We start from the raw sequence: 21,502 nt of genomic DNA, 5'->3' as shown, positions 1-21,502 counted from the left end.
GAAGGCCGCGCGTCGTCTATATGCGCGCGATGACCCAGAACCCGCCGAACCTCCGCCCGGATCTTGCCCCGAAGATCCAGATCGACGCCAACCCGCGCGCGGGCCAGCCGACCATCGGCATGGTCAGCCTTGGCTGCCCCAAGGCGCTGGTGGACAGCGAACGCATCCTGACCCGCCTGCGGGCGGAAGGATATGCGATCAGCCCCGATTACAAGGGCGCGGATGCGGTCATCGTCAACACCTGCGGGTTTCTCGATTCCGCCAAGGCCGAAAGTCTGGACGCCATCGGCGAGGCGCTGCGCGAAAACGGCAAGGTTCTGGTCACCGGATGTCTGGGGGCCGACCCCGAATACATCACCGGCGCGCACCCCAAGGTCATGGCCGTCACCGGCCCCCACCAGTATGAGGCGGTGCTGGACGCCGTGCACAAGGCCGTGCCGCCGAAGCCCGATCCCTTCGTCGATCTGCTGCCCCAGCAAAGCGTCAGCCTGACGCCCCGCCATTACAGCTATCTCAAGATTTCCGAAGGCTGCAATCACGCCTGCAAGTTCTGCATCATCCCCGACATGCGCGGCAAGCTGGCCAGCCGCCCGGCCCACGCCATCCTGCGCGAGGCGGAGAAGCTGGTCGATGCGGGCGTCAAGGAACTGCTGGTCATCAGCCAGGACACCTCCGCCTATGGCGTGGACCGCAAGCACGACATGGCCCCGTGGAAGGGCGGCGAGGTGCGGGCGCACATCACCGATCTGGCGCGGGAACTGGGGCAGCTCGGCGCGTGGGTGCGGCTGCATTACGTCTATCCCTATCCCCATGTGCGCAACCTGATTCCGCTTATGGCGGAGGGGCTGGTGCTCCCCTACCTCGACATTCCGTTCCAGCACGCCCATCCCGACACGTTGCGCCGCATGGCGCGTCCGGCGGCGGCGGCCAGGACGCTGGACGAAATCGCGGCCTGGCGCGCCGCCTGCCCCGACATCACCCTGCGTTCCACCTTCATAGTCGGCTATCCGGGCGAGACGGAGGCCGAGTTCCAGACCCTGCTCGATTGGCTGGACGAGGCGCAGTTGGACCGCGTCGGCTGCTTCCAATACGAAAACGTCGCGGGGGCGCGGTCGAACCTCTTGCCCGACCATGTGGCCCCCGAGGTGAAGCAGGACCGCTGGGACCGCTTCATGGAAAAGGCCCAAGCCATTTCCGAGGCGAAGCTGGCGGCCAAGGTCGGCAGCCTGCAACAGGTCATCGTGGACGAGGTGGACTCCGACGGCGCCACCTGCCGCACCAAGGCCGACGCGCCCGAAATCGACGGCAACCTGTTCATCGACGAAGGGTTCGAGGGGCTGAAGCCGGGTGACATGGTCACCGTGCGGGTGGAAGAGGCCAGCGAATACGACCTCTGGGGGCGGCAGGTCTAGGCGACCTCCGCCACCACCCGCCGGATTTCCCGCAGACATTCGGGGGTGGAGAACCGATGGTCCGCCCCGCCGATCACCATCATCTGTTTGTCCGGCCCGTCGATATGCTGGATCAGGCGCATGGCGACCGAAACCGGCACATCCGCATCCGCCGTCCCTTGCAGCAGCCGCACGGGGAACCCGAAGGCCAGGGGCGAGCGCAGGACCAGCCGCTCCCGCCCATCCTCGATCAGACGCCGCGTGATCGGCGTCGGCTCGCCGTATGGGGACGGCATGGGATAGACGCCCGCCATGACCTGCGCGCGCTGATCCTCGTCAAAGGCGTCCCACATCAGATCTTCGGTGAAGTCGGGCGCGGCGGCGATGCCGACGAAGGCCGCCACCCGCTCCGGCATCTCGCGCGCCAGCAGAAGTGAAATCCAGCCCCCCATCGACGATCCGACCAGAACGACCGGCCCCGCCACCAGCGACAGGGCGGCGCGGGCATCCTCATACCAATCGCCGATGCACCCATCCTCGAACCGTCCGCCCGACAGGCCGTGGCCGGAATAATCGAACCGCAGGAAGGTCCGCCCCTGCGCGGCGGCCCAATCGCGAAGGTCCAGCGCCTTCGTCCCCTCCATGTCGGAACGGAAACCGCCCAGGAACACCACCGCCGGGCCCGCCCCCACGGTCAGGTCATAGGCGATGCGGCGGCCCTCGGGCGTGGTCAGAAAATCGGTCATGGGTGTCTCCTTTGATCGCACCCTAGCGCGGGGCGCGGTTGACTTTCCAGCCCCGCCCCGCGACAACCCCTGCGACATACCCGCAACCGGGCGTTCCGTGGGCGCCAAACCGACGAGGAGCCGCATATGGCCCAGATCACCCTGACCTTTCCCGATGGCAATCAACGCGCCTTCGACGCGGGCGTCACGCCCGGCGATGTGGCCTCGGCCATCTCCACCAGCCTTGGCAAGAAGGCCATCTCGGCCACGGTGAACGGCGCGCATCACGACCTGCAATGGCCGATCGACGAGGATGCCAGCATCGCCATCCACACCATGCAGGACAACGCCCAGGCGTTGGAGCTGATCCGCCACGATTTCGCCCACGTCATGGCCCGCGCGGTGCAGGAGCTGTGGCCGGACGTGAAGGTCACCATCGGCCCCGTCCGCGATCAGGGCTGGTTCTATGATTTCGACCGGGCGGAACCGTTCACGCCCGAAGACCTTGGCGCGATCGAGGCGAAGATGAAGCACATCATCAACGCGCGCGAGCCGGTGAAGACCGAGGTCTGGGACCGCCCCCGCGTCCGCGCCCATTACGAGGCGGCGGGCGAGCCGTTCAAGGTCGAACTCCTGGACCGCATTCCGGGCGATGAGCCGATCCGCATGTATTGGCACGGGCCCTGGATGGACCTGTGCCGTGGCCCGCACCTGCAGAACACCGGACAGCTTCCGGCGGATGCGTTCAAGCTGACCTCGGTCGCCGGGGCCTATTGGCTGGGGGACAGCACGCGGCCCATGTTGCAGCGCATCTATGGCGTGGCCTTCAAGAACCGCGAGGATCTGAAAGCCCATCTTCTGATGCTGGAGGAAGCCGCCAAGCGCGACCACCGCAAGCTGGGCCGCGAGATGGAGCTGTTCCACCTGCAGGAAGAAGCGCCGGGCATGGTGTTCTGGCATCCGAACGGCTGGCAGATCTATCGCACGCTGGAAGATTACATGCGCGGCAAGCAGCGCGCGGCGGGGTATAAGGAAATCCGCACGCCGCAGGTGCTGGACCGCATCCTGTGGGAAAAGTCCGGCCACTGGGAAGCCTATCGCGAGAATATGTTCATCGTCGAGGTGGACGAGGAAGGCGCCAAGGAAAAGCGCATCAACGCGCTGAAGCCGATGAACTGCCCCTGCCATGTGCAGGTCTATAACCACGGCATGAAATCCTATCGCGACCTGCCGCTGCGGCTGGCCGAGTTCGGGTCCTGCCACCGCTACGAATCCTCGGGCTCCATGCACGGGTTGATGCGGGTGCGCGGCTTCGTGCAGGACGATGGCCACATCTTCTGCACCGAGGATCAGATCGAAAGCGAATGCGCGGGCTTCATCTCGCTTCTGTCCGAAGTCTATCGCGATCTTGGGTTCGAAAAGTTCGACATCAAGCTGTCCACCCGCCCCGATGTCCGCATCGGCACCGACGAACAGTGGGACAAGGTCGAAGGCGCGCTGAAGGGCGCGATCGAGAAGCTGGGCCTGCCCTACGAGATCAACGAGGGCGACGGCGCTTTCTACGGCCCCAAGCTGGATTTCAAGCTGACCGACGCGATCGGCCGCGAATGGCAGTGCGGCACGTTCCAGGTCGATCCCAACCTGCCCGAACGGCTGGACGCGCAATATATCGGCGAGGATGGCGGCAAGCACCGTCCCTACATGCTGCACCGCGCGGTTCTGGGCAGCTTTGAACGGTTCATCGGCATCCTGATCGAAAACTATGCCGGCAAGCTGCCCTTCTGGCTGGCCCCGCGTCAGGTGGTCGTGGCGGCCATCGTGTCGGATGCCGACGATTACGCGCGCGAGGTGGCCGAGGCGCTGAAGGCCGCGGGCGTGCGGGCCGAAACCGATCTGCGCAACGAAAAGATCAACTACAAGGTCCGCGAACATTCGGTGGGCAAGGTGCCGGTCATCCTCGCCGTCGGCATGCGCGAGGTGGAGGAGCGCACCGTCTCCGTCCGCCGTCTGGGCGAAACCCGGACCGAAAGCGCCACGCTGGACGACATCGTCGCCAGCCTATCGGCGGATTCGGCAATCCCCCGGTGACCGGGCCCGCCTTCCGTGCCATCATCGGCGCGGGAGGCACCTCTATGACACGCTACCGCGCACCGGCCCGGGCCTTGCACTGGATCACCGCCGTTCTGGTTCTGGCGACGATTGCGGCCGGCCTTCTGATGGTGCGCGACGATGCGCCCTTCGGCGACGCGCTGTTCCTGTTTCACAAGAATGTCGGCGTGGTGATCCTGATTCTGGTGGCCCTGCGGCTGGCCTGGCGCGCGATCAGCCCGCCACCCCCCCTGACCGTTCCGCTGGCGGGGGTGGCGAAGGCCACGCATTGGGCGCTTTATGCCACGCTGATCGTTCTGGGGGTGTCGGGCTATGTCCGCGTCACCGCCGGGGGGTTCCCGCTGGAGATCGTGGACCTGCTGGGCCTGCCGCGCATGGAAGGCGATCCGCAGGTGGCCGACACCGCCAAGCGCGTCCACTGGGCCGCGCATTACGTCATCATCGGTCTGACCCTGCTGCACATGGCGGCGGCAGCGCGGCACGGGCTGCGCCGCGACGGGGTCATGGGCCGGATGCTCTGATCCGCGCGGCCTCGCGCTCAAGCCACAGGGCGGTGATGATCAACGGGGCATTCTGCACCTCGCCGCTCGCCACCAGCCCCATCAGGTCGGACAGGGACATGAGGTGGCCGCGAATGTCCTCCGCCTCCCCCTCCATCCCGAACACCCCCGCCGCATCGTCCGGCAAATCGGTCACGGCGACATAGGCATAGATGAATTCCGCCTTCGCCCCCGGCGAAGGATAGAAGGACGACACCCGCTCCAACCCCTCAAGGGTCAGGCCCGCCTCCTCCACCGCCTCGCGGCGCGCGGCCACCTCGGGCGTTTCGCCCGCGTCGATGCGGCCCGCGATCGCCTCGATCTGCCATGGCTGCGGATCGTCGCGGCCGTAGGGGCCGGGGCGGAACTGCTCCACCACCAGCACGCGGTCGCGCACGGGATCATAGGGCAGCACCGTCACCGCATCGCCCGAGATGAAGACGGCCCGATTGACAACCTCGCTTGGCGTGCCGTCGAAGCGGCGGAACGTCAGATCGTATTCCTCCACGGCAAAGAAGTGGGCGTAGGGCTGGATGCGCCGGACCTCGTGGATGTCCTGCGGCATGGCATCGTGGCGGCGCGTTGTCGGGGCGGCCTCGGCCCGCGCGCGGCTGGTTGCGGCGACGCGCATCTGCCCCAGACGCCGCGCGACCTGCGCCGCATCGCGCGCGCCCATCAGCGCCATGACATCGCGCGCAAGGAACCGGCCCGCCGGATCATCGACCACGTCGCCCGCCGTCACGGCTTGAAAGAAGGCACGCCGCGCCGTCACCTGCGCGGCGTCGTCCCCGTCCACGATCTGTTGCACGGGGCGGGTGCGGATGTCGGTGGTCATGGCGTCAATCCTCGGAATTCGCCCGATCTTCGCGCATCGACGCCAGAGCGTCCAGCGCCCGTTGCCGCCCTGCCCCCAGATCGACCAGGGCCGGGGCGGGCTTGGCCTTCGGGTCCAGCTTCCATGACCGAGGTGCGGCGTCGAAGAAGGCCAGCGCGGTCTTGGGCGGATGCGCCTGCCCCTCGGCCCGCCAGCGGGCGACATAAGCGCCCTTGGCATCGAACTTCTTCGCCTGCGTTTCCGGGTTGAAGATGCGGAAGAAGGGCGAGGCATCCGGCCCCGACCCGGCCACCCATTGCCAATTGAGCGCGTTCGAGGCCGGATCCCAGTCGGTCAACGTCTCCTCGAACCAGGCCAACCCGATGCGCCAATCGGTCAGAAGGTGTTTGGTGAGATAGCTTGCCACGATCATCCGCGCGCGATTGTGCATCGTGCCGGTCACGAACAGTTCGCGCATCGCGGCATCGACGATGGGCTGGCCGGTCCGGCCCTGCCGCCACGCCTCGGCATCCCTGGACTCCTTGCGCCACGGGAAATCCTGCCACCCGTCGCGCCAGCTTCGGTCGGGCAGATGCGGCGTGTGCCACAGCAGGTGATGGGCGTAATCGCGCCAGGCCAGTTCGCGCAGGAACAGCTCTGCGCCCTTCGATCCGTCGTGCAGCGCCTCCATCCCCGCGTGCCACAGGGTCCGGGGCCCGATTTCGCCATAGGTCAGGTTTTCCGACAGCCCCGACGTCCCCTCCTCCCCCATGTCGTCCCGCGCGCGGGGATAGGCGTCAAGGCGTTTGAGGAAGGCGCGAAACCGGGCGCTGGCGGCCTCTTCCCCCACCACGGCATAGGGTGCCACGACCGCCGCACCGCGATTCATCGCCGCCCCCATCGCCCAATCCCCCAGCCGGTCCGATGCGGGCCAGGTTTCGGGCGCGTGGAAGCTGCGATGCGACGGCGCGGGGGCCGCCACCCCATGTTTGCGCAGCGCGTTCCAGAAGGGGGTATAGACCTTGTAATGCCCGCCCGCCCCGGTCGAGATCGCCTCGGGCGGGACCAAGGTGTGCCCGTGATGGGCATGGGCGGCGATGCCCTTGGCCTGCAGCGCCTTGGCCACGCGTCCGTCGCGGTCCCGCGCGGCGCGGTCGTGCAGGATGGTCCAGTGGACATCCGACGCGCCCACCTCGGCCGCCAGCGCGGGCAGCACCTCCTCGGCCTTGCCGCGCCGCAGGATCAGGCGGCTGCCCTTTTCCTCCAATCGTTTGGCAAAATGGCCGATCGCCTCGCCCAGCCGCCATTTCGGGGCGGCGGCCGTGGCCTCCGTTTCTGGGTCGAGGATGAAGACCGGAACCAGCGGGCACCCGCTGTCCAGCGCCGCGGTCAGCGCGGGCGAATCGCTGGTGCGCAGATCGCGCCGAAGCCACAGGATCATGGTCATCGGGCGACGCGGACCACCGTCCGCCCCCGCACATCGCCGTTCAGGATTTTCGCCGCATGTCCGGGCAGGTCGGTCAAGTCGATCTCGTATGTCATGGCCTGCAACTTATCGCGCGGCATCTCGTTCGCCAGCCGGTCCCAGATGCGGGTGCGCAACGGCGCGGGACAGGTGACCGAATCAATCCCCAGAAGCGCCACGCCCCGCAGCAAAAGCGGGATCAGCGACAGATGCGCCGATGCGCCCCCCGCCAGCCCGATCGCCGCCACGCCCGCGCCGGGGCGCATCGCGGCCAGCACATGGGCCAGCCCGTCCCCCCCCACCGCGTCGATCGCCCCGCCCCAGCGGGCACTGTCCAGCGGGCGCGCGTCGCCCGATGGGCGCGGCACCACCTCCGCCGCGCCCAGATCCCGCAGATAGGATCCGTCGCGCCCCGTCATCGCCGCCACGCGATAACGGTCGGCCAGAAGCGCCACCGCCACCGACCCGACCCCGCCCGAGGCGCCGGTGACCAGAACCTCCGCCCCGGCCTCCATCCCCCGATCCTCCAACGCGACCAGCGCCTGCATGGCCGTGAACCCCGCCGTGCCCAGCGCCATCGCATCGCGCAAGGACAGGCCCTTGGGGCACGGGACCAGCCAATCGGCCTTCACCCGCGCGCGTTCGGCATACCCGCCCCAATGACGCTCGCCCACATGCCAGCCGGTCAGGATCACCCGATCCCCCACGGCGAATCGGTCATCCTGCGAGGCCGTCACCCGCCCCGCCAGATCGACCCCCGGCACATGCGGAAACCGGCGGACCAACCCGCCCCGCCCCGCCAGAACCATCCCGTCCTTGTAATTCAGCGAGGACCATTCGACCGCGACCGTCACCTCCCCCTCGGGCAGGTCATCCTCGGTCAGGTGATGCAGGGCGGGCGGCCCGTTGTCGGACACCAGAAGCGCGCGGAACATTCAGATCCCTCCGTTTGGCCCAAGATTTAGGCGTCCGTCCCCCCGTGCCAAGATCGCATCTTGCGATGGGGCGGTCCGCGCGATTATCGTCCCACCCACCTCCCCTGCCGCAAAGGATATGCCCCATGCCGCTCAAGTCCGTCCTCGGGGCCGCCTCGGCCCTTGCCCTTGCCGGTCCGGCACTCGCCGCCGACCGCGATCTGATCGTCCTCGACTGGGCGGGGTTCGAGATTCCGGCGCTGGTGCAGACCTATGTCGATGCCCATGGCGACGCGCCCACATGGTCGCTGTTCGGCGACGATGACGAGGCGTTCCAGAAGGTCGCCGCGGGCTTTCGCGCCGATGTCGGCCATCCCTGTTCGCAGATGGTGTCGAAATACCGCGATGCCGGCCTGATCGAACCGTGGGACGTGGCCCGCATTCCGAACTATGCCAAGATCGACGCGCGGTTCACGGATTCCGAGATTTTCAAGGATGACGAGGGCGTGTGGTTCATCCCGACCGATTACGCCTACACCGCCATCGCCTACAACCCCGACACCGTCCCCGAGGAGGATGTGGCAAGCGTTCAGGTCTTCGCCAATCCGAAATATGCGGGCCGCATCTCGCTGCCCGACAACACCGACGACATCTGGGCGCTGGCCTATCTGGCGACGGGGGTGACCGACTGGACCACCGCGACCGAGGAACAGTTCGAGGCCGCCGCCCAATGGCTGCGCGACGTGCATCCCAATGTCGTCGCCTATTGGGCCGACCCGTCGGAACTGACGCAGCTGATGGCGGGCGGGCAGGTGCAGGTGGCCTGGTCGTGGAACGACGGCGTGGCCCTGATGCAGAACGACGGCTATCCCGTCGGCTTCAACCGCGAAGCGCAGGAAGGCGCATCGTCTTTCTTCTGCGGTTACGTCAACTTCAAGGACGGGCCGGGGGTCGAGGACAAGGCCTATGATTTCATCAACGCCTGGCTTGAGCCACAATCCGCGCCGGTGCTGGTGGAGAACATCGGCTATGCCCACACCAACCCCGACGGCATGGCGCTGCTGTCCGAAGACGAATTGAAGGCCGCCTATCTGGATCCGGTGGACACGACGCTTCTGGCCCAGACCCCGATCCCCGTCGAACGCCGCGACCGCATGGTCGAGACGTTCGAACAGATCAAGGCCGGGTTCTGATCACTTCAGCGGATCGTGGCCCCAGTTCATCAGGGAATAGCGCCAGGCGCTGTGTTCCTTGTCCGATTTGGGGCCACCCTGCGCCGTGTGGCGCTTGATATAGCCGACGACCTTGGCCATGTGCGACCAGTCGTCTTCAGTCAGGTCCGCCTTCTTCTTGTCCTTGATGCGCAGGATGTGGCGGCCCGACTGATGGCCCACACTCTCCCCTTCTCCCGCGCCGACCGACTTGCTCTCATCGGTGTCCAGCCATTTTTTCAGGGCGGCGGGGGTCATGTTCACCAGATCCTGCCATTCGCTCCACGTCTCGTCGTGATCGGCCATATCATCCTCCGTTTCGGGGTGAACCTGAAACACGGCGGCGGGGTTCCCCTTGTCGGCGCCGCCCCGGCGCTTTATATTGGGGGTGTTCGGGTTCGCCCGGACTATGGCGATAAACGCACCCGTAATAAGCGGATCGGACCCGGGGGCGGTACCCGGCGACTCCACCAACACTCCCTCGTTTGGGGCGGATGGGGTCGAAACAGGATCGACGAACGTCTAAAGGGGCCAGCTTTCGCTCGGTGAGGTACCACCGTAATCGGTCCGAATTGTACAGTTGCAAACGACAACCGTGCTCCGATGGCTGTTGCTGCGTAAGCAGTGATGACATCGAAACCTAAGTCCTTGCGCTTAGCCGCGTAAGGCGGGGTTCGCAGGCACCTGGCAACAGAAGCCTGCACTTTCCCTTTCCTTCGCCCCTGAATTGCCTATGCTCCGCCCAAAGACACGGAGGAAAGTTTGATGACCCGCAGCATCGATTACGGCACCCTGATGCACCGCGCGATGCGGACGCTGATCCAGAACGTGCTTGAGGATGTGGCGGCCAACGGTCTTCCCGGCGCGCATCATTTCTTCATCACCTTCGACACCACCCATGACGGGGTGGAGATGGCGGACTGGCTTCATGCTCGCTATCCCGAGGAAATGACGGTGGTGATCCAGCACTGGTTCGAAAACCTGACCGTCACCAACGAAGGGTTCACCATCACGCTGAACTTCGGCAACCAGCCCGAACCGATGGTCATCCCCTTCGACGCCGTGCGCACCTTCGTCGATCCGTCGGTGGAATTCGGCCTGCGCTTCGAAACGCAGGACGATCTGGAAGAGATGGAGGAGGACGAAGAGATGGACCCCGCGCCCGAACCCCCGCGCACGGATGCGCAGGTCGTCAGCCTGGATCAGTTCCGCAAGTAACGGACCTTGCGCGGCCCCGAACGGCGCGGCGCCGCATTGAACCGCCCTCCGTTCCGGCCTATCACGTTGGGCATAAACAGGAGGATGGTCATGACCGCGACCCGCACCGAAACCGACAGCTTCGGCCCGCTCGAAGTTCCCGCCGACAAATATTGGGGGGCGCAGACGCAGCGCTCCATCCAGAACTTCCCCATCGGGTGGGAAAAGCAGCCGGTCGCGATCATCCGCGCGCTTGGTGTGATCAAGAAGGCCTGCGCGCTGGTCAACAAGGCGCAGGGCGACATGGACGCCCAGACCGCCGACGCCATCGCCGCCGCCGCGACCGAGGTGATCGACGGGCGCTTCGACGACAACTTTCCGCTGGTCGTGTGGCAGACGGGGTCGGGCACCCAATCCAACATGAACGCGAACGAGGTCATCTCCAACCGCGCGATCGAGATGCTGGGCGGGACGATGGGGTCGAAGAAACCCGTCCACCCGAACGACCATTGCAACATGGGCCAGTCGTCCAACGACACCTTCCCCACGGCGATGCACGTCGCCATCGGCCTGATGGCGCGCGACACGCTGATCCCCGGCCTGGAAAAGCTGCACAAGGCGCTGGTGGCGAAGTCCGAGGAATTCAAGGACATCATCAAGATCGGCCGCACGCACACGCAGGACGCCACCCCCCTGACGCTGGGTCAGGAATTCGGCGGATATGCCCATCAGGTCGCCAAAGGGATCGAGCGGGTGAAGGCCTGCCTGCCCGACATCTATGAACTGGCGCAGGGCGGCACCGCCGTCGGCACCGGGCTGAACACCAAAAAGGGCTGGGACACGCGCGTGGCGGCGGAAATCGCCTCGATCACCGGCCTGCCCTTCGTCACCGCCCCCAACAAATTCGAATCGCTGGCCGCGCATGACGCGATGGTCATGTTCTCGGGCGCGCTGAAGACGGTGGCCGGATCGCTGTTCAAGATCGCGAACGACCTGCGCCTTCTGGGCTCCGGCCCCCGCTCCGGCCTGGGCGAACTGATCCTGCCGGAAAACGAGCCGGGATCGTCCATCATGCCGGGCAAGGTGAACCCCACGCAGGCCGAGGCGCTGACCATGGTCTGCGCGCATGTCATGGGCAACGACGCCGCCGTGGGCTTTGCCGGCAGCCAAGGGCATTTCGAGCTGAACGTCTACAACCCGATGATGTCCTACAACGTGCTGCAATCCATGCAGCTTCTGGGCGATGCGGCGGGGTCGTTCACCGACAACATGGTCGCGGGAACCCAAGCCAACACCGCGCGGATCGACAAGCTGATGAAGGAATCGCTGATGCTGGTGACGGCGCTGGCCCCTACCATCGGCTATGACAACGCGACCAAGGTGGCCAAGACCGCGCACAAGAACGGCACTACCCTGCGGGAGGAGGCGATCGCCCTCGGCTTCGTCGATGGTGAGACGTTCGACCGCGTGGTCCGTCCCGAGGACATGATCGGCCCGAAATGACCAAGGTCGTCAACCTGCGCGCCGCCCGCAAATCCCGCGAGCGGGAGGAGAGGCGCGCGCAGGGCGACGCCAATGCGGCGAAATTCGGCCGCACGAAGGCCGAACGCGACGCGCAGACGGCGCGGGCCGACAAGGCCCGCCGCGATCTGGACGGCCACGCCCGCGAATGAAGGGGCCGCAGAAACACTCCCTCACCCTGCGCGGCCACCGCACCTCCGTCACGCTGGAGCCGGAATTCTGGGACGCGTTCCGGCAGATGGCGGCGGCGCGGGATGTCGCCCTGAACGAACTGGCCGCCAGCATCGACGCCGAACGGGGGGAGGTGAACCTCGCCTCCGCCATCCGTGTCCATGTGCTGCGGTGGTTGCGGTCAGCCCAGACGGCTGAGGAACGGCACATGTTCCAAGAGGAAGAACGAAAAGGCCGAGAATAGCCCGGTCACCAGCGCGATTCCCACGATCAGAAGCAAGGCCCCCATCGCCTTTTCGATCACGCCCATCCACGGCTTCAACCGGTTCATGATCCCCACGGCGCGATGGATGAACAGCGCGGCCAGAAGGAACGGCAGCCCCAGACCCACGGCATAGACGCCCAGAAGCGTCGTCCCCCGCGCAACATCCCCCTCCGACGCGGCCAGCGACAGGATCGCGCCCAGTTGCGGACCGATGCACGGCGTCCAGCCGAAGGCGAAGGCCAGCCCGAGGATATAGGCGCCGAAGGCCGATCCCCCCCGCTCGCCCGCCTGGACACGAATGTCCCGTTCCAGAAACGGGATCCGCAGGATGCCAAGGAAATGCAGCCCGAACAGGATGACGGTCACGCCCGCAACCTTGGTCATCACCCCCTGATATTGCAAAAGTGCACTGCCGAGGGTGGAGACGGCGAACCCCAGAAACAGAAAGACGGTGGACAAACCCAGCACGAAGAACAGCGCGGGCAGGATGATCCGCCGCCGCGCATGGCCCCCGATCTCCGCCATGCTGATCCCGCCCATATAGGCCAAGTAGGGCGGCACGATCGGCAGAACGCAGGGGCTGAGAAAGCTCAGCACACCCGCCGTCAGGGCGATCAGCATGGCAGGCAGAAGACCCGCGTCGAGGATGTCGAAACCGAACATGCCCTTCCCCTATCACACCCCGCCGCGCCGTCACCCTGCCAACCTGTCACAAAGGCGTGGCGGGATGAAAAAAGGGCGCCCGAGGCGCCCTTTTCCGTATCTTATGCGGACCACCAGCCGCGCCGCTTGGGCTTGTCATCCTCCACCTCGGCGCTCGGCTGGGGCGTGGCCTCGGGTTCGGCCACCGGAGCCGGGACGTCATCGGCCTTCTTGCGGCGCGTGCGCGTGGTCTTCGGCGGGGTCTCCGCCTCCGCCTCGGCCTCGACCTTGGGGGTCGCCTTCTTCCGCGTGCGGGTGGCGGGCTTGGCCGGGGCCGGTTCCTCCGCCTTCTCCACCACCTTCTTGGCGCGGGTGCGCTTGGGCTTCGGCGCCTCCTCAACCGGCTCCGGCTCGACCGGGGCGGGCTCGACCGCGACCGGTTCGACCGCCGGGGCTGCCTCGGCCACAGGCTCGTCGGTCTTCTTGCGGCGGGTGCGGGTGCGCTTCGGCTTCGGCGCCTCCTCGGCCGCGACGGGCGCGGGTTCCGGCGCAGGCTCGGCCATCACGGGGGCGGCGGCGATTTCGACCGCGACACCTTCGGCGGTGCCGCCATCCTCGTCGCCCACAACTTCGTCGGTCGTGCCCTCGGTCGTTGCGGCCTCGGTCTGGCCACCCCGCCGACGCCGACGGCGGCGGCGCTTCTTCTTGCCCTGCCCTTCGCCCGCGGCCTCGGTCTCATCCTCGACCGGCTCGACCTCGGAGACCTCCTCGGCCTCCTCCACGATCGGATCCAGATCCTCGTCCTCGATCAGATCGCCCATCAGCGAGGCATCGCCCGACACCACGGTCGGCGCTTCGGGCACGATGCGGGTGGCGGTTTTGAACTTCTCGATCGAATAATCGGGCGAGACGAGATGCGGATCCGCCTCCACGCGCACGGCCATGCCGTACCGCGCCTCGATCTGGGCCACATGCTCGCGCTTGGCGTTCAGAAGGAAGTTCACCACCGCGACCGGGGCACGCAGAAGCACCTCTTTCGACCGCTTGCGGGTGCCCTCCTCCTCCAACTGGCGCAGGATCTGCAGCGACAGGCTGTCGTCCGACCGGATCAGGCCCGTGCCGTGGCAATGCGCGCAGGGCTGGGTCGTGGATTCCAACATGCCCGGATGCAGGCGCTGGCGGCTCATCTCCATCAGGCCAAAGCCGGAAATGCGGCCCACCTGGATGCGCGCGCGATCGGTCTTCAGCCGGTCCTTCATGCGCTTTTCGACGGCGATGTTGTTCTTGCGCTCGTCCATGTCGATGAAGTCGATGACGATCAGACCGGCCAGATCGCGCAGGCGCAATTGGCGGGCCACCTCCTCGGCGGCCTCCAGGTTGGTCTTCAGCGCCGTCTCCTCGATCGACCCTTCCTTGGTGGCCCGGCCCGAGTTCACGTCGATGGCGACCAGCGCCTCGGTCACGCCGATGACGATATAGCCGCCCGATTTCAGCTGCACGACCGGGTTGAACATCCCGCCCAGATAGCTTTCGACCTGATAGCGCGCGAACAGCGGCATCTGGTCGGTATAGCGCACAACCTGCCGCGCGTGGTTGGGCATGATCATCCGCATAAAGTCCTTGGCGGTGCGGTAGCCCGCCTCGCCCTCGACCAGCACTTCCTCGATCTCACGGTTGAACAGGTCGCGGATCGAGCGTTTGATCAGATCGCCTTCTTCATAGATCGGCGCAGGGGCGACCGACTTCATCGTCAGGTCGCGGATCTGCTCCCACAGGCGCATCAGGTATTCGTAATCGCGCTGGATTTCCGCCTTGGTGCGCTTGGCCCCCGCGGTGCGGATGATCAGGCCCGCGCCTTCCGGCACGGACATTTCCCCGGCGATTTCCTTCAGCTTCTTGCGGTCGGCGGCTTGGGTGATCTTGCGGGAAATCCCGCCGCCCCGCGCCGTGTTCGGCATCAGCACGCAATACCGGCCGGCCAGGCTGAGATAGGTGGTCAGCGCCGCGCCCTTGGTGCCACGCTCTTCCTTGACCACCTGCACCAGCATGATCTGGCGGACCTTGACGACCTCCTGGATCTTGTAGCGGCGGGCGCGCGGCTTGCGGGGCGCGCGGATTTCCTCCGACACGTCCTCCTCGGCGACGGACTCGATGTCGCCCTCCTCGTCCTCGGCGCCTTCGCTGTCGTCGTTCACATCCTCGACGACGGGGCGGTTGCGCTCTTTTTCCTCTTCCTCGGCGCGGGCATAGGCCCGCTCCTCTTCCAGAAGGGCCTGACGGTCCGCCGTCGGGATCTGATAGTAGTCGGGATGGATCTCGGCAAAGGCGAGGAAGCCGTGACGGTTCCCGCCGTAATCGACGAAGGCCGCCTGCAGCGACGGCTCGACCCGCGTTACCTTGGCAAGGTAGATGTTTCCGGCGATCTGCCGTTTGTTGACGGTTTCAAAGTCGAACTCCTCGACCTTGTTTCCGTCCACCACGACGACCCGGGTTTCCTCCGGGTGCGTGGCGTCGATCAGCATTTTCTTGGCCATCATGTTCCAATGCGCCCAGACAACCCGTCCGCGAACGGGAGAATTGCGTGTGGCGACTTGCAGGGGACGGGCTGCGCGGAGGACAGGGCATCGCGACGCCTTCGCGCCACGCCTCTTCTGTCATCACTCCTGCGCCCATCGTGTTCATATCCCGGACGCTGTGTCGCGCCCTTACGTTACGCCCGCCAGTGGCGGGTATTCTTGCAGCCTTGCGGCCATGACCGCCGATGTCTCAGGCCGGGCGGGCTTCCCCGCCGGTCCCGTGCCATCGGCAAAACTTGCGATGCGCAGATTACAGACCCGCGCCCTGCGACCATAGCGGCAGCGTGACATAAAACACAATGGGTTCTTTTCGCGGCGCGGATCAGTGGACCGGGCCGATCACATCGCCGGTCAAGGGGCCCCCGCCCAAGGTGTCGCCCGCCGCAGACCCGCCAATGGCCCCCGTCGCGACGCGTTCGGACGGCCGCGCCGCGGAATCCGTCCAAGACCCCTCCCCATCCCGAACGACGGTGGAACGGTCCGCATCTTCATGCGCGGGCAGCGGGCCGCAGGCGGACAGGATCAGCATCACGGCAACAGACAGGCGCATCGCCCCCCCCGAAATATGAAAACGCGCGGAGGACATCCCCCGCGCGATCCTGTCAGACGTAATCGGCCCGCTGCAAACTGTATTTCGCCATCTTCTCGTTCAGGGTCCGGCGGGGAAGGCACAATTCCTCCATCACCGCCACGATGGAGCCCTTGTGCCGCCGCATGGTGTTGTCGATCAGCATCCGCTCGAACGCCTCGACATAATCCTTCAGCGGCTTGCCCTCGGTCGTCAGGGCCGGGCCCGACGCCTCGTTGTCGGCCATCAGCAACGACGCGATGGAGCCGGAGCCGCGCCGGTTCTGCAGCACCGCACGTTCGGCGATATTGACCAACTGGCGCACATTGCCGGGCCACGGCGCCTGCAGAAGCTGCGCCGCCTCCTGCGCGGTCACCTGCGGGGCGTCGCAGCCATATTCCTCGGCGAATTGTTCGGACATGCGGTTGAACAGCGTCAGCATATCCTCGCCCCGGGTGCGCAGGGGCGGCAGAACGATGGTCATCGCGCCCAGACGATAGAAGAGGTCGGGCCGCAGCACATCCTCCAGCGTCTTGTCGGGGGCGTGCTGGTTGCAGATGGCGATGATCCGCGTTTCGGGCGGAACCGCCTGATCGTTGATCAGCGTCAGCAGGCGCGATTGCAGCGCGTGGCTCAGCGCCTCCACATCCTCAAGACACAGCGTGCCGCCGCGCGCCTCTTCGATAAGGGGCAGGCCACCCTCCTCCACCGGGCCGAACAGCTTGGCCTGAAGCTGGTCCTCGGTCCACGCCGCGCACGAAATCGTGACAAACTTCTTGCCCGCGCGGGGGCCGACGGCGTGCAGCGCATGGGCCACCAATGTCTTGCCGGTGCCGGTTTCCCCGTCCACGAGCACATGGCTGTCGGCCTGTCCCAGATCGAGGATATCCTCGCGCAGCCGCTCCATCGCGGGCGAACCGCCGATCAGCTTTTGCATGATCGCCCCGGCATCGGCCAGTTCGCGGCGCAGGGCACGGTTGTCCAGCGTCATCCGCCGGGCCTGCGTCGCCTTCTTGGTCAGCTCCGTCATCCGGTCGGGGTTGAACGGCTTTTCCAAGAAATCATAAGCGCCAAGGCGCATCGCCTCCACCGCCATGGGCACGTCGCCATGCCCCGTGATCATGATGACCGGCAACCCGCTGTCCAAACTCATGAACCGTTTCAGAAGCGCCATCCCGTCCATGCCGGGCATACGGATGTCGCTGACCACGATCCCCGGATAATCGGGGCCGATCCCCTTCAGCGCCTCTTCGGCGGTGGCATAGGTTTCGGTGTCGAACCCCGACAATGCCAACCACTGGCTTACGGACTGCCGCAGATCGGCCTCGTCGTCGACAATCGCGACCTTCATTGCCCGCGCCATGCGTACCTCATTCTGCTGCTTCCATCTGGTCTTCAAGTAGGGGCAGTTGGACCTCGAAAACAGCCCCGCCCCCGTCGGCGTTGGTGGCCGTCAGCCGCCCGCCCAAATCCTTCACGATCCCTGACGATATCGCGAGGCCAAGCCCCACGCCCTCGCCGGGCTTCTTGGTGGTGTAGAACGGCTCGAACAAATTCGACAGATCGGCGATGCCCGCCCCGTTGTCGCGCACCGACAGGGCCACGACCGCGCCCTCCTCCAGACCGATGTCGATCTGCGGTTCGGCCACGTTCCGCGTCGCGTCCAGCGCGTTGCGCAAAAGGTTGATAATCACCTGCTCCAGCCGCAGACGATCGGCCAGGACCATGACCGGCCCCTTGGGGATCTGGCGGTTGATGCGCACCACGCGGGCCTTCAACTGCGGCTCCATCATCGACAGCGCGCCCGAGATGCAGTGGCGCATGTCCACCGGCTCGAACGCCTCGCCGCCCTTGCGGGCATAGGATTTCAACTGCCGCGTGATCGCGCCCATCCGTTCGATCAGATCGTCGATCCGCTGGAACGAGGACATCGCCTCATCCGTGCGCCGCCGCTGCAACAGAAGCCGCGCCCCGGCCAGATAGGTCTTCATCGCCGCCAGCGGCTGGTTCAGCTCGTGGCTGACGGCGGCCGACATCTCGCCCAAGGCCGCCAGTTTCGACGATTGCGCCAGCGTTGCCTCCGCCACGGCCAGGTTCTTCTGCGCCTTCTCCCGCTCGGTGATCTCACGGTGCAGGCGCTGGTTCAGCATCCGCAACTCCGCCGATTCCCGTTGCAGCGAGACGCTGCGCGACCATGTGCGCCGCGACAGGGCATAGAAGGTCGCGGCCAACAGGATCGCAAAGCCCATGATCTCCAGCGCGAGGATGGCGTTCACCCGTTCGCGCACGGAATTATAGGCCGTGAAGGTCGTCAGCCGCCAGCCGCGGAACGGCACGCGCGCGTCGGTGCGCAGCACCGCCTCGCCCCGAAGATAGGCGTCGGGCGGTTCCTGCGCCCAGTCGGTCGTCACCTGAAACGCCCGCCGGATGGCCGAGGGCGGATCGCGCACCGCCAGCGCCTGGTTCACCTCCAGCCCACGCCATCGCGGCTCGGTCGCCAGGATCACCGTGCCCGAACTGTCGGTCACCAAGACCGCGTCCTGCAAACCGGCCCAGACCCGTTCGTATTTCAGCATGTCGACCGCGACGACCACGACGCCGATCATCTGATTGTCCTGCACCACCGCGCGGGAATAGGTGAAATCGAAGGCCCCTTCCGACCGGCGCGTCGCGCTGAACACCGTTTCCTTGGTGCGCATCGCGTCGACGAAGAACGGTTCGTTGCGGTAATTCGTGCCCAGAAGGTTGCGGTTGGTCGCCCCCACCACGCGCCCGTTGCGATCCAGAAGCGAGATGGCCGCCGCCCCGATCTCGTTGCGGAAGGTCATCAGACGTTGGGACGTGACGGAGTATTGTTCGGACGTCAGCGCGGTGATGAGCGAGCTGTCCCGCGCCAGCAGAAGCGGCACGACCGAGGTCCGCTGCAACTCGCTCAGCAGATTGCCGGAATAGAGCGCGAGCCGCACCTCGGCCCGGTTGCGGGTGGTTTCCGTCGCGCGTTCCGTCATCCAGCGGTTGGTGAAGAAGACGGTCGCGACGGCCACGGCGATCAGCAGGACGATGATGATCCTGAGGCGCCACGAGATCAACGTGCGCCCCCCATCCTCTGCCATGCCCTGTTTGCCCTGCCGCGTCATGCGCGCAGGATATTCTCCCGCGGCCTCACCCTCAAGCGGGGTGCGGTCAGGCAAGCGCCATCCTGCCCAGAAGGGCCTCGAACAGCGGGCGGCCATCGGCGCTGCCGACATTGGCGGCCATGGCGCGTTCGGGATGCGGCATCATGCCCAGCACGCGGCGGTTGGCCGACAGGATGCCCGCAATGTCCTCCATCGCGCCGTTGGGATTGTCGAGATAGGTGAAGGCCACGCGATCCTCGGCCCGCAGCTGCGCCAGCGTGTCCGCATCGGCGGTGTAGTTGCCGTCGTGGTGGGCGATCGGCACGGTGATCGCCGCGCCCTTGGCATAGCCGGAGGTGAAGGCGCTGTCCGCCGTCTCCACCTTCAGCCGCACCTGACGGCAGATGTATTTCAACCGCGCATTGCGCATCAGCGCGCCCGGCAGAAGGCCGGTCTCGGTCAGAACCTGAAAGCCGTTGCAGATGCCGATGGCATAGCCGCCACGTTCCACATGCCGGGCCAGCGCGCCGCTGATGGGCGACCGCGCGGCGATCGCGCCGCAGCGCAGATAGTCGCCAAAGGAAAAGCCGCCCGGCACGCCGACCACATCGACGCCCGCCGGAAGCTCCGTCTCCTTGTGCCAGACGGTCACGACCTCTGCCCCCGCGTCGCGGAAGGCCACCGCAAGGTCGCGGTCGCAGTTCGATCCGGGATAGGTGATGACGGCGGCTTTCATGGGGCGGCTCCGGCAATATGAGATTGGCCGCTCATACCCCACCCGCGCCGTTGATGCCAGAGGGGACGGGTTGACTTATCCGGTGTTTGCCGCCATCTGCACCACAACCGCACCGCCCCCTGCCGCGTGAGCAGAGAGAACGGGCGTGCCGGTCATCGGTTTCCACCATCACGCAGGGGCAACCCACCGCAACCTCAGGGGATACCCATGACCACATTCGCCGACCTCGGCCTAAGCGAGACATTGCTGAAAGCACTGTCCCACACCAAACTGACCACGCCGACGCCCATTCAGGCGCAGGCCATTCCGCACATCATGAAGGGCCACGACCTGATGGGTCTGGCCCAGACCGGCACCGGCAAGACGGCGGCCTTCGGCCTGCCGCTGCTGCACCGCCTTCTGGCGATCCACCACCCCGCAGGCCCGCGCCATGTGCGCGCGCTGATCCTCGCGCCCACGCGGGAACTGGTGAACCAGATCTCGGAAAACTTCCTGACCTTCACCAAGGGCACGCCGACCAAGATCACCACGGTCGTGGGCGGCGCGTCGATCAACAAGCAGGCGGAAAAGCTGAAGCGCGGCACCGACGTTCTGGTCGCCACCCCCGGCCGCCTGATCGACCTTTTGGAGCGCGGCGACGTCACGCTGGAAAAATGCGGCTACCTCGTCCTGGACGAGGCGGATCACATGCTGGACATGGGCTTCATCCATTCCCTGCGCAAGATCGCCAAGCACATCCCGCTGAAGCGTCAGACGCTCCTGTTCTCGGCCACCATGCCCAAGGACATCGAGGAGCTGGCCGGCACCTATCTGCGCGATCCGGTCAAGGTTCAGGTCTCCCCCCCCGGTAAGCCCGCCGACAAGGTGACCCAGGCGATCCACTTCACCCCGCAGGGCGACAAGGCCAAGCTGCTGGAAGGCTATCTCAAGGAACATCCCGAAGAACGGTCGATCGTGTTCGGGCGCACCAAGCACGGGTCGGAAAAGCTGATGAAGCTGCTGGTCAGCTGGGGCTTCGCCGCCGGATCCATCCACGGCAACAAAAGCCAGAACCAGCGCGAGCGCACCTTGCAGGAGTTCCGCGAGGGCACGTTGAAGGTTCTGGTGGCGACGGATGTGGCCGCGCGCGGGATCGACATTCCCGATGTGCGCCACGTCTATAACTACGACCTGCCGAACGTGCCGGAAAACTACGTTCACCGGATCGGGCGGACCGCGCGGGCGGGCACCGACGGCCGTGCCATCGCCTTCTGCGCCCCGGCCGAGATGGGCGAGCTGCGCGACATCGAGAAGGTGTTGAAAAAGGCCATTCCGGTGGTCGGCGGCGCACCCTGGGCAGCCGACATCGTGGCGGCGGCGGGCAAGCCGCACCAGACGCGCGGGCCCCGGCCCGGCGGCCACGGATCCAGCGGCAAGCCGCGCGGGGCCCAAGGCGCCAAACCCGGCGGGGCCAAACCCGCCGCGAAACCCAAGGCCGCCCGCCCGCAGGGCCGCCCCGGCGGGGCCGCCGCCCCGCGCCGTTCGTCGCGCTGATCCCCGGGC

20 protein-coding genes and 1 other RNA gene are annotated in these 21,502 nt (G+C 66.3%); 10 read left to right on the top strand and 11 right to left on the bottom strand.

Annotation, left to right across the window (positions count from 1 at the left end; genetic code table 11):
- Nucleotides 1-20: 20 nt before the first annotated feature.
- Complete coding sequence (gene rimO, locus MU449_RS03550; RefSeq protein ID WP_244736634.1) at nt 21-1,412, top strand: 30S ribosomal protein S12 methylthiotransferase RimO; 1,392 nt, start codon at nt 21-23, stop codon at nt 1,410-1,412.
- Here the strand turns inward: rimO and MU449_RS03545 are convergent.
- Nucleotides 1,409-2,137 carry an alpha/beta hydrolase gene (locus tag MU449_RS03545; RefSeq protein WP_244736633.1) on the bottom strand — a complete coding sequence of 243 codons (729 nt, stop codon included), beginning with the start codon at nt 2,135-2,137 and terminating at the stop codon, nt 1,409-1,411. The genes rimO and MU449_RS03545 overlap by 4 nt on opposite strands.
- Nucleotides 2,138-2,263: 126 nt before the next feature.
- Here MU449_RS03545 and thrS point away from each other — a divergent pair, with 126 nt between their 5' ends.
- Nucleotides 2,264-4,204 (top strand): threonine--tRNA ligase, encoded by a 1,941-nt coding sequence (thrS, locus tag MU449_RS03540; protein ID WP_244736632.1) that lies wholly within the window; start codon nt 2,264-2,266, stop codon nt 4,202-4,204.
- A gap of 44 nt (nt 4,205-4,248) precedes the next feature.
- A complete protein-coding gene (locus MU449_RS03535; protein WP_244736631.1) occupies nt 4,249-4,746 on the top strand; it encodes a cytochrome b in 498 nt (165 codons plus the stop codon).
- On the opposite strand, the gene MU449_RS03530 is transcribed toward MU449_RS03535, so the two are convergent.
- The 3 genes from MU449_RS03530 to MU449_RS03520 are packed head-to-tail and all read right to left on the bottom strand — an operon-like array spanning nt 4,727 to nt 7,978.
- On the bottom strand, nt 4,727-5,599 hold the full coding sequence (locus MU449_RS03530) for an NUDIX domain-containing protein (protein WP_280517627.1): 873 nt from the start codon (nt 5,597-5,599) through the stop codon (nt 4,727-4,729). The two genes, MU449_RS03535 and MU449_RS03530, sit on opposite strands and share 20 nt — an antisense overlap.
- Before the next feature lie 4 nt (nt 5,600-5,603).
- Nucleotides 5,604-7,019, bottom strand: coding sequence for a cryptochrome/photolyase family protein (locus tag MU449_RS03525; RefSeq protein ID WP_425309931.1), 1,416 nt, complete (start codon nt 7,017-7,019; stop codon nt 5,604-5,606).
- Between the two features lie 2 nt (nt 7,020-7,021).
- Nucleotides 7,022-7,978, bottom strand: coding sequence for an MDR family oxidoreductase (locus MU449_RS03520; RefSeq protein ID WP_244736629.1), 957 nt, complete (start codon nt 7,976-7,978; stop codon nt 7,022-7,024).
- A 125-nt stretch (nt 7,979-8,103) separates the two neighbouring features.
- Here MU449_RS03520 and MU449_RS03515 point away from each other — a divergent pair, with 125 nt between their 5' ends.
- Complete coding sequence (locus tag MU449_RS03515; RefSeq protein ID WP_244736628.1) at nt 8,104-9,150, top strand: extracellular solute-binding protein; 1,047 nt, start codon at nt 8,104-8,106, stop codon at nt 9,148-9,150.
- On the opposite strand, the gene MU449_RS03510 is transcribed toward MU449_RS03515, so the two are convergent.
- Complete coding sequence (locus MU449_RS03510) at nt 9,151-9,474, bottom strand: DUF3140 domain-containing protein (RefSeq protein WP_244736627.1); 324 nt, start codon at nt 9,472-9,474, stop codon at nt 9,151-9,153. It lies immediately after the preceding gene.
- 45 nt (nt 9,475-9,519) lie between these two features.
- Here MU449_RS03510 and ssrA point away from each other — a divergent pair.
- The 5 genes from ssrA (at nt 9,520) to MU449_RS03485 (ending at nt 12,301) form a co-directional block, all read left to right on the top strand.
- Nucleotides 9,520-9,873, top strand: a transfer-messenger RNA (tmRNA) gene (ssrA, locus tag MU449_RS03505).
- A 60-nt stretch (nt 9,874-9,933) separates the two neighbouring features.
- Nucleotides 9,934-10,386: an SspB family protein gene (locus MU449_RS03500; RefSeq protein ID WP_244736626.1), complete on the top strand. Its 453-nt coding sequence runs from the start codon at nt 9,934-9,936 to the stop codon at nt 10,384-10,386.
- Between the two features lie 90 nt (nt 10,387-10,476).
- Nucleotides 10,477-11,868, top strand: coding sequence for a class II fumarate hydratase (gene fumC, locus MU449_RS03495; protein ID WP_244736625.1), 1,392 nt, complete (start codon nt 10,477-10,479; stop codon nt 11,866-11,868).
- The gene (locus MU449_RS03490; protein ID WP_244736624.1) at nt 11,865-12,038 is read left to right on the top strand and encodes a DUF4169 family protein; all 174 of its coding nucleotides are present in this window, start codon (nt 11,865-11,867) and stop codon (nt 12,036-12,038) included. The genes fumC and MU449_RS03490 overlap by 4 nt, the downstream gene beginning before the upstream one ends.
- Nucleotides 12,035-12,301 carry a ribbon-helix-helix domain-containing protein gene (locus tag MU449_RS03485; RefSeq protein ID WP_244736623.1) on the top strand — a complete coding sequence of 89 codons (267 nt, stop codon included), beginning with the start codon at nt 12,035-12,037 and terminating at the stop codon, nt 12,299-12,301. The genes MU449_RS03490 and MU449_RS03485 overlap by 4 nt, the downstream gene beginning before the upstream one ends.
- Here the strand turns inward: MU449_RS03485 and MU449_RS03480 are convergent.
- The 6 genes from MU449_RS03480 to purQ all read right to left on the bottom strand — a co-directional run bounded on the left by MU449_RS03480 (nt 12,239) and on the right by purQ (nt 19,960).
- Nucleotides 12,239-12,985, bottom strand: coding sequence for a cytochrome c biogenesis CcdA family protein (locus MU449_RS03480; protein WP_244736622.1), 747 nt, complete (start codon nt 12,983-12,985; stop codon nt 12,239-12,241). The genes MU449_RS03485 and MU449_RS03480 overlap by 63 nt on opposite strands.
- Nucleotides 12,986-13,086: 101 nt before the next feature.
- Nucleotides 13,087-15,498: an Rne/Rng family ribonuclease gene (locus tag MU449_RS03475; RefSeq protein WP_244738958.1), complete on the bottom strand. Its 2,412-nt coding sequence runs from the start codon at nt 15,496-15,498 to the stop codon at nt 13,087-13,089.
- 364 nt (nt 15,499-15,862) lie between these two features.
- Complete coding sequence (locus MU449_RS03470) at nt 15,863-16,090, bottom strand: hypothetical protein (RefSeq protein WP_244736621.1); 228 nt, start codon at nt 16,088-16,090, stop codon at nt 15,863-15,865.
- Nucleotides 16,091-16,142: 52 nt separating this feature from the next.
- Complete coding sequence (locus MU449_RS03465; protein WP_244736620.1) at nt 16,143-17,471, bottom strand: sigma-54-dependent transcriptional regulator; 1,329 nt, start codon at nt 17,469-17,471, stop codon at nt 16,143-16,145.
- 7 nt (nt 17,472-17,478) lie between these two features.
- Nucleotides 17,479-19,245 carry a sensor histidine kinase gene (locus MU449_RS03460; RefSeq protein ID WP_425310574.1) on the bottom strand — a complete coding sequence of 589 codons (1,767 nt, stop codon included), beginning with the start codon at nt 19,243-19,245 and terminating at the stop codon, nt 17,479-17,481.
- A gap of 46 nt (nt 19,246-19,291) precedes the next feature.
- Nucleotides 19,292-19,960: a phosphoribosylformylglycinamidine synthase subunit PurQ gene (purQ, locus tag MU449_RS03455; RefSeq protein ID WP_244736619.1), complete on the bottom strand. Its 669-nt coding sequence runs from the start codon at nt 19,958-19,960 to the stop codon at nt 19,292-19,294.
- Nucleotides 19,961-20,167: 207 nt separating this feature from the next.
- Here purQ and MU449_RS03450 point away from each other — a divergent pair, with 207 nt between their 5' ends.
- Nucleotides 20,168-21,493, top strand: coding sequence for a DEAD/DEAH box helicase (locus tag MU449_RS03450; protein WP_244736618.1), 1,326 nt, complete (start codon nt 20,168-20,170; stop codon nt 21,491-21,493).
- The last annotated feature ends 9 nt before the right edge of the window (nt 21,494-21,502 follow it).

Origin of the sequence: Falsirhodobacter halotolerans, assembly GCF_022899245.1 — a bacterium.
Taxonomy (GTDB): domain Bacteria; phylum Pseudomonadota; class Alphaproteobacteria; order Rhodobacterales; family Rhodobacteraceae; genus Falsirhodobacter; species Falsirhodobacter halotolerans.
Note: the sequence above shows the minus strand (reverse complement) of the source record. Positions and strands in the feature narration are given on the sequence as shown.